Here is a 12995-nt window from a genome sequence, read left to right as displayed (position 1 = left end):
ATCGTCGCGGGGCGGTGCCGAGCCTGATGCGCGTGTCGTCGCAGCACCCGGGGCGGATGGTCACGGCGATTGCCCGCCTCCTCGACCTGATCTGGGTCAACGGCTCGCGGGCTCGCAGGGCCGTGCGGGGCGTGGCCAGCGCTCGCCGGTTTGCCGCCCATGGAGACAACTTCACCTTCGACCCGGACGGCGTCTACACCTACGAGACGATCGAGGTCGGCCGCAATGTCGATCTCGGTCACCGTCCGGTCATCATGGCTGCTCGATCGCGGATCCGCATCGGTGACAACGTCATGTTCGGGCCCGAGGTGACCATCCGGGGTGGCAACCACCGGATCGACCGCCTCGGCGTGCCGATGATCTCCGTCGAGAAGTGTCCCACCGACGGGGCTCTCGATCGGGGAGTGACGATCGGCGACGACGTGTGGGTGGGCACCCGTGCCGTCATCCTGCACGGAGTGACGATCGGTCGCGGTGCGGTGATCGGGGCGGGCGCCGTGGTGACCCGTCCGGTGCCGCCCTACGCGATCGCCGCCGGCAACCCCGCCCGAGTGATCCGGTTGCGCTGGCCGGTGGAGGCGATCGTCTCGCACGAAGAGCAGCTCTACCCGCCGGAACGCCGACTGACGCCAGCGGAGCTGGCGGTGCTGTCGGATCTTCCAGGGTCCGCCGCGCGGCCCGACTCGTCCGTCGCCATCGTCCCCTGACGGCGCGGCGCATCATCGTGCCGTAGTCGCACGATGACGAAGCGTGACAGTCGTTGGAGAAACTCGTTGGACCGGTTGACCAGTAAACGGGGCATGGAGGCGGGACGCATGCGACTACTCATCACCGGCGGTGCGGGATTCATCGGCTCCAATCTCGCCCGCGCCGCGGTCCTGCGGCGCAGCGTCACCGACATCCGGATTCTTGATGACCTGGCGACCGGGCGGATGAGCAACCTCGACGGCCTCGACGTGGACACGATTCCCGGTTCGATGCTCGACGACGAGGCGCTGGACCGGGCGATGGCCGGCCGCGACGCGGTGGTGCACCTGGCGGCGCTGCCGAGCGTGCCGCGCTCGTTGCGTGATCCGATCGCCTCACACCACGCCAACGCCACCGGCACGCTGCGGGTTCTGGAGGCAGCGCGCCGGCACGACGTGGGCCATGTCGTCGTCGCCTCGTCCTCGTCGGTGTACGGCGCGAACCCGGTGCTGCCGAAGACCGAGCTCGCCTGGACCCGCCCGCTCAGTCCGTACGCGGTGAGCAAGCTGGCCACCGAGGCCTACGCACTGGCGTACCAGACGTCCTTCGGTCTTCCCACCCTCGCGTTCCGGTTCTTCAACGTCTTCGGTCCGGCCCAGCGGCACGATCACGGGTACGCGGCTGTCATCCCCCGCTTCATCTACGCGGCACTGCGCGGTGAGCCGACCGAACTCCACGGAGATGGTCGGCAGTCACGCGACTTCACCTATGTCGAGACGGTCTGCGCGGTGCTGCTGGCCGCTGTCGAGCGGACGGTCACCCATCCTCAGCCGGTCAATCTCGCCTTCGGCGTTCGTGCGGAGCTGCGCACTGTGGTGTCCGAGTTGGAGCAGATCATCGGCCGCCCGATCATTCGGCGGCACGTGGCGCCCCGCCCCGGGGACGTCCGGCACTCCGAGGCCGACAACAGGGTGCTCCGTTCACTCTTTCCTGACGTGGTGCCAACTCCCCGGCTCGACGGTCTGCGGGCCACCGTCGAGTGGTTCGAGGCGCACGTGTTGAAGCAGCCCGCCTGATGGCCGACCGCCCCTCACGCGCTGGGGCGGCCCCGCCCGTGCTGGTCGACGCGGTTGACGAGGCGTCCGCTGCCACCACGCCGGCGGTACGGGCCACGACGGTGCAGGCGGAGCCACGCCAGGACGACGTGTCGGCGGCACGGCGGTCGCGTGGCCGTGCGCTGGTCACCGGCATCGCCTCGTCGCTCGCCGGCAAGGCCGTCGGCCTGGTCGCGCCGCTGCTGATCACCCCGATCGCGTTCAGCTATCTCGGCGCCGAGCGGTACGGCATGTGGATGGCGATCACGTCGCTGACCGCGATGGCGTTGTTCGCCGACTTCGGCCTGGGAAACGGTCTGCTCACCCGGCTCTCGCGGCTGTACGCCACAGGTGATCGCCGCGTGGCGGCCCGGGAGATCGCGAGCGCCTACGCCCTGCTCGCCTGCCTTGCGGTGGCGCTCCTGCTGGTGTTGGTGCTCAGCATTCAGCTGGTTGCCTGGCCGGCGTTTCTGAACGTCGTGGACCCGGTGGTGGCCCGGGACGCCCGAGCGGTCGTCTTGCTCTGCTTCGGTGCCTTCCTCATCAACATCCCGCTGGCCCTCATTCAGCGGGTGCAGTACGCCCACCAACAGGTCGGGCAGAGCAACCTCTGGCAGGCGGCCGGCAGTCTCGTCTCGGCGGCTCTGGTGGTGGCCGCCGTCGCCGTGAACGCCGCTCCGGTTCTGGTGATCGCCGCCGCGGTGCTCGCCGTGCCGCTGCTGAACCTGGCCAACTCGATCTGCTATTTCGGCTGGCAGCAGCCCGACCTCCGGCCACGCGTGAAGGACGTGCGCGCCTCGAAAGTGCGGGGGCTGCTCCGACTGGGGTTGCGGTTCTTCGGACTCTCCGTGCTGAGTTCCATCGCCCTCAACATCGACGGGTTCCTGGTCGGTCGGGTGCTCGGTCTGCACGCGGCCGCGAACTACGCGGTGATCCTGCGGATGTTCGCCGTGCTGGTTCTGTTCGTCACCTTGGTCAACCTGCCGCTCTGGCCGGCCAACGGCGAGGCGCTCGCACGGGGTGATGTGACCTGGGTCCGGCGCAGCACCCGACGGATGGTCTACCTGTCCGCTGCGGTGGTGACACTGCCCGCGCTGTGCCTCATTCTGGGCGGCAACGACATCCTGCGCCTCTGGGTGCGGTCGGACGACCTTGACCACGTGCCGGTCCCGCTGTTCGTCGCGCTCGCCGTGTGGTCGGTGTTTCTCGCTGTCGCGGCGCCGCTCTTCATGGTGCAGAACAGCGTCGGGCTGCTGGGGGCGCAGTTTCTCGGCTGGGCGGTCTGCCTTGTTGTCGCCGTACCGCTGAAGATCCTCCTTGCGGGCAGGGACGGGCTGTCCGGTGTGGCGCTCGCCTCGGCGCTGTCGTACGGGGTCACCGTGCTTCCCGCCGCCGTCGTCGGATACCGCAAGGCGTTGGCCAGCGTCTCAGCAAAGAGATCGAATCCGATCGAAATGGAGCATGATGATGAGTACATTGCGCGGCATCGTCGCCGCCCTGCGTGATCGGCGAGCGGCAGCCCGCGACCCGGAAGGGTTCGCGCGCTCGATCGGGGTGAACCTGCGTGGACGGGTGCGTTTCTACGGCGTCAACCGGAGCATGTTCGGCTCTGAGCCATGGCTGATCACCTTGGGCCACAATGTCTACATCACGGCCGGAGTGCAGTTCCTCACCCACGACGGTGGCACTCTCATTCTGCGCGGAGAGCATCCCGATCTTGAATGGACCGCGCCGATCAGTGTCGGCGACGACGTCTACATCGGTGTGCGATCGATCATCATGCCGGGGGTGCGGATCGGGGATCGGTGCATCATCGGCGCTGGTTCGGTCGTGACCCGTGACGTTCCGGGCGGCAGCGTCGCCGCGGGCGTACCCGCGCGCGTTCTCCGGAGCACCGACGAGTACCTCACCGCGATGAAGGCCAAGTCACTCGGCTGTGGACACCTGCCCGCTCAGGAAAAGGCCGCGGTGATCCGAGAGATCTACGGCGTGCCGGGGCATCAGAAGGACCGGGCGGCGCGAGCGACCTCAGCCGGCAGCAGGAGGGCGACTGAGCCGACAGCTCCCGCTGGTCCGCTGGGGTGATCGGGTCGAATCACCACCCGCCGCGCGGTGGGCGTACGTCCGTCTGCCCGCTCACGTGGTCCTGCTCGGTCCGCGCCCCGGCCACGAACGCGCTCACCGTGGGTGCCCAGGCCCGGTAGTCGAACGCCGCGGCCCGCTCCCGGGCACGCCGGCTCATCTGCCACCACTGCGCGTCGTCCAGGGTGAGCGCCCGCATGAGGCCGTCCCGCACGTCGTGCGCGCCGGGACCCGCCAGCACGATGCCCTCTCGGCCGTCATCGATGTAGGTCGCCAGGTCACTGGTGTGGTTGAGCAGAACCGGGCAGCCGGCGGCCAGACTCTCGGGGACCTTCGACGGAAAGCCCGCCTCGGCGTAACCCCCGGTGGGTCGGACCAGCACCGAGAAGTGCGCCGCGCGCAGTTCGGCGAGAACACGCTCGCGCGACACCCGCCCCAGGAAGATGACCTGGTCGCCGAGGTCCGTCACCGCCCCCTGGTCCAGGTCGGACATGGCTGCGGCCTGCTCCTGGGTCATCCCGGCTATCGTCAGCCGGACCCGCTGGCGTTCGGGTTCCGGCAGTCGACGGATGCCCTCCACCACCGCGGCGAGGTGGTCCTTGGAGCCCGCGGTGCCGGCGTACAGCAGACGCAGGCTCTTCGTCAGTGACGAGGGCGCCGGTTGGCGATAGTCGGCGCAGTCGACCTGGGGCGGAACCACCAGGACGGGCCGGTTCGGCCGGATGAGACGTCGCTGCAGCGTCGTGGAGATGGCGATGATCCGATCGGCCAGCCGCCCAGCGAGGAAGGAGTGCCACCGGTGCCGGATGAAGTAGGGCGTCAGGCGTCCACGGCGAAACTGTCGGGGGTCGTGCCGTTCGAGAACGTCAACCGTCAACGGGCAGCGCATCGTCAGCCGTAACACGATCCAGGTGGTCAGGTTCCACAACCCGAGTGGAAGGCAGACAGCAGTGACCTCACCGACGGGCACCCCCGCCTGACGCAGGGCCTTGAGTACGCGCAGTGGTCGGCTCTGCCGGCGCAGCCAGCGCCGGAGCCGGCTGCCTCCGCCTGCGGCGACCAGCGTGATCAGACGCAGTTCGGGTGGCAGGGCGAACAGCTCAGGTTGCCGTTCGTTGTCGGGCCAGTCGTTCACGATCAGGGTTGTCGCGCCCGGGGGAGTCGCGGAGCGGGCCAGCTGGAGCAGTCGGTTCGACATGGCGTCACCGTGCGGGAACCGGTACGCCGCCACCATGACCACTCGTGGCCCGGGTTCGCCGGAGGTAATGGTCGGCTGAGCTGGAGAGGTGAGGGTCTCGTAGCTTTTCATGCTTTCCATTCGTATAAAGCGTGTCTCAGGCTTTTGACGGCTATTGCCGGTGTTACTGTACGCACCGATTCGATTACTGGGGATCAGGGCACGCCGCCGGTGCCGGTCGTCGACGATGGAGTGTCAGTGGAGCCAGCCAGTCGGGACGAGCAGAGTCCGTACACCCCACCTGTGCGAGCACGGCCGATAGTCGTGCAGCACTCGGCCGGTACGCCCGGCGCCAACGGGCCACTGACCGCCGTGGGGCGGGTGCTGGATTCCCCACTCAGCGAGCGGTACGAGTTCGTCCGCATGCATCAGGTCGGCGGCAACGGCGGCCTCAACGTGCCTTTGCTGCGCCAGTGGGTCCGACTTCTGCGGGGGGTACGCCCCGACCTGGTGCACGTGCGCGGCCTGCAGAACGAGGGCTTTCATGGCGTGCTCGCCGCCCGGTTGGCCGGCTGCCCCCGAATCCTGGTCACGGTGCACGGCACCGTGCGGGACCTGAGGCACGGCGGCCACACCTGGCGGAGAACGATGGTGGTCCGTGGCGCGGAGCCGGCAACGCTGCGGATGGCCAGCCACGTCGCCACGGTCTGCGAGTACGCCGCCGACCGGGACTTCGTCCGGGCGCACGCCGGCAAGTTCGTCGGCGTGATCCCCAACGGGGTTCCGCTACCTACCGATGTCGGTGCCGTGAGGAGTAGCCGACGCGCGGCCCTCGGCCTTGCCCACGACGACGTGGCCATGATCGCGGTAGCGCGCCTGAACTGGGACAAGGGCTTCGGGGTGCTGGCGGACGCGCTGCGCCGACTGCCGCCACGCCCTGGTCGCCGGGTGCTGCTGGTCGCCGGTGACGGACCGGACCGGGCCGGAATCGCCGAGGCACTGGCCGACCTGCACGGCATCGAGGTGCGGCTGCTCGGCAATCGGCTCGACGTGCCGGACCTCCTCTCGGCCGCGGACATCTTCGTCTTTCCCACCCTGCACGAGAACCTGTCCAACGCTCTGCTGGAGGCGATGGCCCACGCTCTGCCCGTCGTAGCGTCGGCCGTCGGTGGCAACATCGAGGTGCTTCGCCAGGGCGGCGGGCATCTGGTGCCGGCCGGCGACCCTGTCGCATTCGCCACGGCCCTGGAGCCGTTGCTCGACGACGCCGCCGAACGCCGGCACCTGGGGGAGACGGGCCGCAAGGTGGTGCACGACGCGTACAGCCTGCCGGTCATGCTCCGGTCTCTCGATGGCGTCTACCGGCGCATCCTGGAAGGTGCGGTGTGACCGACGAGCGCTGTCCCCGGGTGCTACTGCTGGGCTTCACCATCGGGGACGACTTGTTCCGTCACATCGTGGCGCACGACGTCGTCATGCCCACCCAGACCCACACGTTCGCCTGGGCCCTGGTGAGGAGCATCCGCGCCGCGGGCGGTCCGGTCCGTCTGCTCTCCGCGGCCCCCGCGTCGACCTTTCCGCGCAACCGCCAGATCCGCTTCAGGTCGGGGCGGTTCGAGCAGGACAACGTGCAGGGAGAGCTGCTGGGCTTCGTCAATCTACTCGGCCTGAAACATCTGACGCGGTTCGTCGCGGTCGTCCGTGCGGGCTCGCGGACGCTGCGCCAGCACGGCGACGACGTTCTGCTCATCCACGGCGTCCACTCGCCGTTCCTGTGGTTCGGGGCCCTGGTCGCGTGGCGACGGTCGGTACGGGTGGTGCCGGTCCTGACGGATCCCCCGGGAGTGGTTCTCCCTGAGGACGGCCGGATCGTCCGGGCGTTACGGCGGCTGGATCACACGCTGGTCCGGTTGGCGTTGCGGCGGTGTTCCGGCGTCGTGGTGCTCACCACCGCGCTCGCCGAGGACTTCGCGCCCTCGCTCCCGCGTCTGGTCATGGAGGGAATCTGCGATCCGCCCCCGGCCGAGGCGTCGACGGCCCACCCCACCCGTCCGCTCGTCTCAGCTCGGCCCCGCGTGGCGCCGGACGAAGCGCCGGCGGTCTGCCGCGACGTCGTGTACGCCGGCGGGCTCACCCGGGCCTACGGTGTGGATCGTCTGGTCGAGGCGTTCCGCGGTATGGACGATCCCGATCTGCGCCTGTTCCTGTTCGGTAGGGGAGAGCTGGAGGAATGGTCCCGGACCCAGGCCGAGGCCGATCCCCGGATCGCCGCCCCGGAGCTGCTCGACCGCGCGGCGCTGATGCCGCGCCTCGCACGTGCCTCGGTTCTGGTGAACCCGCGACCGGTGGATCAGTCGTTCGTCCGCTACTCGTTTCCGTCGAAGCTCATCGAGTACCTGTCGACCGGCGTTCCGGTGGTGACCACCAGGCTGCCGGGCATTCCACCCGACTATGACCCGTACCTGTGCTTCGCCGAGTCCGACACGGCCAAGGGCCTGCGCGACGTCCTGCTCCGGGTGCTCGCCATGGCTCCCGAGGAGAGGGCCGCTCTCGGCGGCGCGGGGGCCGCGTTCGTACGACGGACGCGCGGTCCGGAGGCACAGGGCGAACGGCTCCGGTCCTTCCTGGCCGACCTGATGACCGCCTCACCGGGTGGTGGCGGGTCGGTGGAGAAGCGCGGCCTACCGCAGCACCCGCGCGGGAGGCGTTGACCCGCTCCCGCTGCGGGTGAGGGCCGTCCACACGTACAGGAACAGCAGGGTGACGACGCCGATCAGCGCTGGGCGCGACATGCCGAGCTGATTGTTCGCCGGGATGTACGCCACGAGCAGACACATCTGCACGAAGATCAAGATCGGCAGGATGCCACCCGAGAGGTTCACCTCGCGCCAGAGCCGGGCGAAGAACCAACCCAGCAGGGCCATGAAGAGCACCGTTCCCGGGAAGGTGAGATCTGAGGCCAGCCAGGGATAGATCGTCGCCCAGTACATGCCCGCAGGCCACCCCGTCCGGTATTCGGTACGGACCGGGTACGCCGGGTACTGGTCAGCGTCGATGCCGAGGTACTGGCCGGCGTACGAGGTGATCGCCGGGGTGCTGCCGAGCCCATGGGACCAGGTGAACGGCGTTTCGAGGTTGTAGGCGAGGCCGAGGTAACCGTGGGTTGGATAGATCACCAGCGCGGCCAGCCCGGTCGCCACCTGCTCGCCGGCGATCCGCTCGACCGTCGGATTCGCACGGACCCGATCCTGGGTGCCGAACTGGTCCACGCGATCTGCCTGATTGCTCATCATGTAGCCGCAGAAGAGCACGACCACGACCGCCACCAGCACCGTCGCGCGTCGCCGCTTCTGCCGCTGCGCGATGCGATCGGGATTCCGCGACGACGCGATGAGCAGCCCGGCGGCAATCATCAACACGAAGTCGCCGAGGCCCTTGAGCGTGCCGATGTAGAGGAAGAAGACGCTGTAGACGCCGATGCCGGCGAGCCCCACGAGTCGCAGGCCGCTCGACAGTCGCCGCCAGTAGACGACGAGCAGTGGCACGAGCGCGGTGCCCAGAACGCCGAGCAGGGTCAGTACCTGGATGACCGGGTTGGTCCGCCCGGCGTCCTCCTGCTGCTGGTAGACGGTGAACTTGTTGAGGTACGCCCCCGCTGGGTCCTGCAGGCTGGCAATGATGCTGCCCGGACCGGTTGCCCCGTATTCGAGTAGCAGGGCCACGCCGAAGACCATGTAGTAGATGCCACCGGCCAGCACCAACCGGCGAGCCCGCAGGATGTCGGTGGAGCGGGTCGTTCTGGCCCTGGGCGCGGAATTGCCGCGGAAGAGCTGTGCGACATAACCGACGGCAAAGGCGCCGGTCGCGCTCAACACGAACAGCCACAGCACGCCGCGGTTCGGCACCTCCTGCGCCAACGCCCCGGTCCAGAAGAGGCCGAATGTGCCCAGCATCCAGCCGCCGGCCAACAACAGTGGCAGCCACGCTCGCAGCGAACGACGGAACACGGCCGGGGGTTGTTGATTCGTTCGCGGCAACGCCGGCGTTGGCGCGAATCGACGTGTGGTGAGGTCTGGTGTTGTCGTGCTCATCCAGCTGTGCTCCCGCGTCAGTGTCCGCTCCGCCGGGTGCGTCCCGGTAGTGGTCGTTCTGCTCATCCCGGCCTGCACCGCCAAGCTGTCCGTCGGTAGGCGCACGGCAGGACCGAAGACGTGTGTCGTTCTGAAGAGCCGGCCAAGGTCGCAGGCGGACGTGCCGGATGTGTGTCACCAGTGCGTAAGGGTGTTATAGCAAGCGTCGATCCGGTAATTCGCATGTTTCATGAAATGACTGCGACAGATGCCGTTCGGGCTGCGCACTTTGGCGCGACTCGTCGCCGCGTGCGGTCCCCGGGGCGACCGACCACCCGCGATCGTTTCTTCCTTGTCATGCTTTACGGCGATTTAGCAGCGACAAGCGTATCTGCCGGCTGGACATGTCGTTGTCCCCGGTGCCGCAACCGGCCGAGCCGGCCCTTGCTGCGGATGGATCGTGGGCGACGCCCTGGCTCCACTCGCCGACTCGTCGGGTTATGGATCGGCGAATCGACGACACGGGAGGGTTTATGACTTTCGCTACCACCGGGCACCGCGTGCTCATCACCGGCGGCACCGGTTCCTTCGGTCAGACCATGGTTCGCCGGCTCCTCGCCCGCGGCGTCGGCGAGGTTCGGGTGCTCAGCCGGGACGAGGCCAAGCAGGACGCGATGCGTCGGCTGCTCGGTGACGAGCGGGTCCGCTACTACGTCGGCGACATCCGCGACTACGACTCGGTGCTCAAGGCCAGCCGAGGCATCGACTACATCTTCCACGCCGCCGCCCTCAAGCAGGTGCCGTCGTGCGAGTTCTTCCCCCTCGAGGCAGTACGGACGAACGTGCTGGGCAGCAGCAACGTCGTCGAGGCCGCCGAGCGCAACGGCGTCGGGTCGGTGGTGGTGCTCAGCACCGACAAGGCCGTCTACCCGGTGAACGCGATGGGCATGAGCAAGGCGATGATGGAGAAGGTCGTCCAGGCGCACGCCCGGAACAACCCGAACAGTGCCACCACCGTCTCCTGCGTGCGGTACGGCAATGTCATGTACTCGCGTGGGTCGGTGATTCCGCTCTTCATCGAGCAGATCAAGGCGGGCCGGGCGCCCACCGTGACCGATCCGGGAATGACCCGGTTCGTGATGTCGTTGGCGGACTCCGTCGAGCTGGTCGAGCACGCGTTCCAGCACGCGCGGCCGGGTGACATCTTCATCCGCAAGGCCGCGGCGTGCACCGTCGGCGACCTGGCCGAGGCGGTGTGTCAGCTCTTCGACGTACCCGCCAAGCTCGATGTGATCGGCATTCGGCACGGCGAGAAGCAGGCCGAGACGCTGGCCAGTCGGGAGGAACTCGCCCAGGCCGAGGACTTCGGGGATTTTCTCCGGGTGCCGCTGGACGGTCGCGATCTCAACTACGCGCTCTACGTCTCCGAGGGCGAGTTCGGTGCCGGGCTGACCGAGGACTTCAACTCGTCGAACGCGCCGCAGCTCGGCGTACCCGAGCTTGTCGAATTGCTGAAGACGCTGCCCGAGGTGCGCGCGGAGCTGGCGCTGCGAGACCCGGTGTTGGCGTGCTGAAGCTCGCCGTCACCGGCGGCGGAGGTTTTCTCGGCTGGCACGTCCGGGTGCTGCTGCGCGCGCTGGGGTGGCCGGAGCCGACAGTGCTCAGCCGTGTCGACCTGGCCGACCCGGGAGTGATCGCGGCGAAGATCGCCGGCCACGACCGCCTGCTGCACCTGGCCGGCGTCAACCGGGGCGACGCCGCCGAGGTCGCCGCCGGCAACATGCAGCTCGCCACCCAACTCGCCGACGGGCTCAAGCACTGCGCGAACCCGCCGGCGCGGGTGGTCTACGCCAATTCGGTGCAGGCCGGCAACGGCACACCGTACGGCGACGCCAAGGCCGAGGCGGCGCGGGTGCTGGCGGACACCGGCGTCGACCTCGACGACGTGTTGCTGCCGAACCTGTACGGCGAGCACGGGCGACCGCACTACAACTCGGCGGTGGCGACCTTCTGCCGGCTGCTCGCCGAGGGTGGGCGGCCCGAGGTGCACGCCGACCGTGAACTGAGCCTGGTGCACGTCACCGATGCCGCCGCCCGGCTCATCGGGCTGTCCCGCGGGGGGTCGTGGGATCCGGCCATGCCGGCGCTGCGTGTCGGCGTCCAAGCCTTGGCGGACCGGCTCGCCGGGATGGCCGCGACGTACCGGACCGGGGAGATCCCGTCCCTGCTGAACCGGCACGACGTGCGGCTGTTCAACACCTACCGGTCGCACTGCTTCCCGGCGCACTACCCGATGGCGTTGCCCCGGCGAGCGGACGCCCGCGGCGAACTGGTCGAAACGGTCAAGGCGCACGGCGGGGCGGGGCAGTCGTTCTGCTCCACCACCCGGCCCGGGATCACCCGGGGAGAACACTTCCACCTGGCGAAGGTGGAGCGGTTCGTGGTGCTGCGCGGCTCGGCCGAGATCAGCCTGCGCCGGGTCGGTGACCACGAGGTGCTGCGGTTCCCGGTGAGCGGTGCCGAGCCAACCCTCGTCGACATGCCCACGATGTGGGTGCACAAGCTGGTGAACACCGGTGTTGACGAACTGGTGACGATGTTCTGGACCAACGAGCTTTTCGACCCGGACCGGCCGGACACCTGGGCGGAGCCGGTGGAGGCGGCCCGGCCGGCGCCCCTGGCGGCAGCAGAGAGAGGGCGGGCATGACCCGGATCATGACTGTCGTCGGCACCCGGCCTGAGATCATCAGGCTCTCCCGGGTGCTCGCGCGACTCGACGACACGGTGGAGCACACGCTGGTGCACACCGGGCAGAACTGGGACAGCACCCTGTCGGACGTGTTCTTCAAGGAGCTGCGGCTGCGGGAGCCGGACCGCTTTCTCCGGGTCGACACCTCGTCGCTGGGGCGGGTCCTCGGCGGGGTGCTCGTCGGCATGGAGACCGCAATCGCCGAGGAGCGACCCGACGCCCTGCTGGTGCTCGGTGACACCAACAGTTGCATCGCCGCGCTGATGGCCCGCCGGATGCGGGTGCCGGTCTATCACATGGAGGCCGGCAACCGGTGCTTCGACCTGAACGTGCCGGAGGAGACCAACCGCCGCCTGGTCGACCACGTGGCCGACTTCAACCTCGTCTACACCGAACACGCCCGGCGTAACCTGCTCGCCGAGGGCCTGCACCCACGCCGCATCCTGCACACCGGCTCACCCATGCGGGAGGTGCTGGAGCACTACCGGACTCCGATCGCCAGCTCGACCATCCTGCGTCAACTGGAACTCGACCAGGGCCGGTACTTCCTGGTGAGCGCGCACCGGGAGGAGAACGTGGACCGCCCCGAGCGGCTCCAGCGGTTGCTGGACTGCCTGGTCGCGGTTCGCGACCGGTGGGGCTTCCCCGTGCTGGTCTCCACCCACCCGCGCACCCGTAAGCGGCTGGAGGCGCTGGCCCCGGATGCCAGCGCACTGGACGGCATCGCCTTCCACGACCCGTTCGGCCTGCTGGACTACGTGCACCTGCAGACGAAGGCGTTCTGCACCCTGTCCGACAGCGGGACGATCAGCGAGGAGGCCGCCATCCTCGGCTTCCCCGCGGTGACGTTGCGCGAGTCGATCGAACGCCCCGAGGCCCTCGACGCGGGCGGCATCATCATGACCGGCCTCGACCCGCTGGGCGTGGTCGAGGCGGTCGAGGTGACGGTGGCGCAGGTCGCCGCCGAGGGGGTGCCCTGCCCGGCCGATTACCAGGTGCCCGACACCTCCCGGCGGGTGGTGGACTTCATCCTCTCCACAGTGCGCCGGCACCACGACTGGGCGGGCATCCGCCGCTGACCAACTCGGCACCAGGGCCGGCGATCACGAACGCGTGATCGCCGGCCCTGGTCGCTG

The 12995-nt window shown here is 68.9% G+C and carries 11 protein-coding genes; 9 read left to right on the top strand and 2 right to left on the bottom strand.

The window, feature by feature from the left end; translation table 11 throughout:
• Positions 1–26 precede the first annotated feature (26 nt).
• The 4 genes from ACX27O_RS21605 (at position 27) to ACX27O_RS21590 (ending at position 3866) form a co-directional block, all read left to right on the top strand.
• Positions 27–707 (top strand): acyltransferase, encoded by a 681-nt coding sequence (locus tag ACX27O_RS21605; RefSeq protein WP_210857611.1) that lies wholly within the window; start codon positions 27–29, stop codon positions 705–707.
• Between the two features lie 108 nt (positions 708–815).
• Entirely contained in the window at positions 816–1763 is a 948-nt protein-coding gene (locus tag ACX27O_RS21600; RefSeq protein WP_358130738.1) for an NAD-dependent epimerase/dehydratase family protein, read from the top strand.
• A complete protein-coding gene (locus tag ACX27O_RS21595; protein ID WP_210857612.1) occupies positions 1763–3286 on the top strand; it encodes a lipopolysaccharide biosynthesis protein in 1524 nt (507 codons plus the stop codon). Before ACX27O_RS21600 ends, ACX27O_RS21595 begins: the two co-directional genes overlap by 1 nt.
• Positions 3249–3866 (top strand): DapH/DapD/GlmU-related protein, encoded by a 618-nt coding sequence (locus tag ACX27O_RS21590; protein WP_305797930.1) that lies wholly within the window; start codon positions 3249–3251, stop codon positions 3864–3866. The genes ACX27O_RS21595 and ACX27O_RS21590 overlap by 38 nt, the downstream gene beginning before the upstream one ends.
• Before the next feature lie 10 nt (positions 3867–3876).
• On the opposite strand, the gene ACX27O_RS21585 is transcribed toward ACX27O_RS21590, so the two are convergent.
• The gene (locus tag ACX27O_RS21585) at positions 3877–5181 is read right to left on the bottom strand and encodes a glycosyltransferase (RefSeq protein ID WP_358130730.1); all 1305 of its coding nucleotides are present in this window, start codon (positions 5179–5181) and stop codon (positions 3877–3879) included.
• A 162-nt stretch (positions 5182–5343) separates the two neighbouring features.
• Between ACX27O_RS21585 and ACX27O_RS21580 the strand changes: the two genes are divergently transcribed.
• Both ACX27O_RS21580 and ACX27O_RS21575 read left to right on the top strand, forming a co-directional pair.
• Positions 5344–6429: a glycosyltransferase gene (locus tag ACX27O_RS21580; RefSeq protein ID WP_210857615.1), complete on the top strand. Its 1086-nt coding sequence runs from the start codon at positions 5344–5346 to the stop codon at positions 6427–6429.
• Complete coding sequence (locus ACX27O_RS21575; protein WP_210857616.1) at positions 6426–7751, top strand: glycosyltransferase; 1326 nt, start codon at positions 6426–6428, stop codon at positions 7749–7751. Before ACX27O_RS21580 ends, ACX27O_RS21575 begins: the two co-directional genes overlap by 4 nt.
• Here ACX27O_RS21575 and ACX27O_RS21570 read toward each other — a convergent pair.
• Positions 7722–9047: a hypothetical protein gene (locus ACX27O_RS21570; RefSeq protein ID WP_051708717.1), complete on the bottom strand. Its 1326-nt coding sequence runs from the start codon at positions 9045–9047 to the stop codon at positions 7722–7724. The genes ACX27O_RS21575 and ACX27O_RS21570 overlap by 30 nt on opposite strands.
• A gap of 596 nt (positions 9048–9643) precedes the next feature.
• Between ACX27O_RS21570 and ACX27O_RS21565 the strand changes: the two genes are divergently transcribed.
• From ACX27O_RS21565 to wecB, 3 genes are read left to right on the top strand one after another with little or no spacing between them, the layout of a single operon-like run.
• Complete coding sequence (locus tag ACX27O_RS21565; RefSeq protein WP_030335135.1) at positions 9644–10684, top strand: SDR family NAD(P)-dependent oxidoreductase; 1041 nt, start codon at positions 9644–9646, stop codon at positions 10682–10684.
• Positions 10678–11817: a polysaccharide biosynthesis C-terminal domain-containing protein gene (locus ACX27O_RS21560; protein ID WP_210857617.1), complete on the top strand. Its 1140-nt coding sequence runs from the start codon at positions 10678–10680 to the stop codon at positions 11815–11817. Before ACX27O_RS21565 ends, ACX27O_RS21560 begins: the two co-directional genes overlap by 7 nt.
• Positions 11814–12938: a non-hydrolyzing UDP-N-acetylglucosamine 2-epimerase gene (gene wecB / locus ACX27O_RS21555; RefSeq protein WP_210857618.1), complete on the top strand. Its 1125-nt coding sequence runs from the start codon at positions 11814–11816 to the stop codon at positions 12936–12938. Before ACX27O_RS21560 ends, wecB begins: the two co-directional genes overlap by 4 nt.
• Positions 12939–12995 lie beyond the last annotated feature (57 nt).

This window comes from Micromonospora sp. SD19, from assembly GCF_054462275.1.
Note: the sequence above shows the minus strand (reverse complement) of the source record. Positions and strands in the feature narration are given on the sequence as shown.